Below are 919 nucleotides of genomic sequence, written 5' to 3' on the forward strand. Positions count from 1 at the left end.
CCGGGGAAGCAAGGCGCGCTCGGCGATTAACCGCGCAGCAGGGACAACACGCCGTTCGGCAGCGAGTTAGCCTGGGCCAGCATGGCGGTACCGGCTTGCTGGAGGATCTGGCCGCGCGTCAGTTTGGCCGTTTCCGACGCGAAGTCGGTATCCTGGATCCGGCTGCGCGAGGCGGACAGGTTTTCCGAGGTCGATTCCAGGTTGCTCACCGCGGTTTCGAAGCGCGACTGCAGTGCGCCGAAGGAAGCGCGCTGGCTGTTGACGTTGGCCAGGGCCGAGTCGAGTACCTTGAGTGCGTTCGATGCACCCTTGGCGGTCGAGACGTCGATACCGGAGACGGTATTGAGCGAGGCGGCGGTGCCGGCGGTGATTGCGGTGGAACCGCTGCTGCCGACCGAGAAACCCTTGTCCGAGTTCATCGACACATAACCCATCGAGGTCGAGGTGGCGCCGGTGGCGACGGCCACGGTGGTGCCGACGGTGCCGGCCGAGTCGATCGCGCCTGCCGTGACCGAGGCCGATGCGCTGTTATTGGCCAGGGTAATGTTGTTACCGGCCGAATTGGTCAGCACCAGGCCATTATTGGTGTCGTTCAGCTTGGCGGTGACGCCGGTCTTGGACGAGACATCGTTAAAGGCGCTGACCGCCGATGCCAGGCCGGAAGCGTTCAGTGCGGCGCCGACGGTGAAGGTGACGTTGGCGGCGGTGCTGTTGTCGGAAGTGACAGCGAGCGAATACACGCCGGCGGCGGTCAGGGTCAGCGCTTCCTCGGTCTTGGCCTGGGCCGTCACACCGGTGTTGGCGGTGGCGCCGTTGATGGTCGATGCCAGCGACTGGGCGGTATCGGTGGCGGTGACGGCGATGTTCGAGGTGGCCAGGCCTTGCAGGGCGAAGCTGCCGGCGGTGTAAGCGGTGCCGG

At 65.7% G+C, this 919-nt stretch carries 1 protein-coding gene; it reads right to left on the reverse strand.

The window, feature by feature from the left end; genetic code table 11:
- Positions 1-26: 26 nt before the first annotated feature.
- Positions 27-919: flagellin (locus F2P44_RS34375; RefSeq protein ID WP_267877656.1), on the reverse strand; the 893-nt coding region annotated here is incomplete at its 5' end.

This window comes from Massilia frigida (assembly GCF_011682175.1).
Classification (GTDB): domain Bacteria; phylum Pseudomonadota; class Gammaproteobacteria; order Burkholderiales; family Burkholderiaceae_D; genus Telluria_A; species Telluria_A frigida.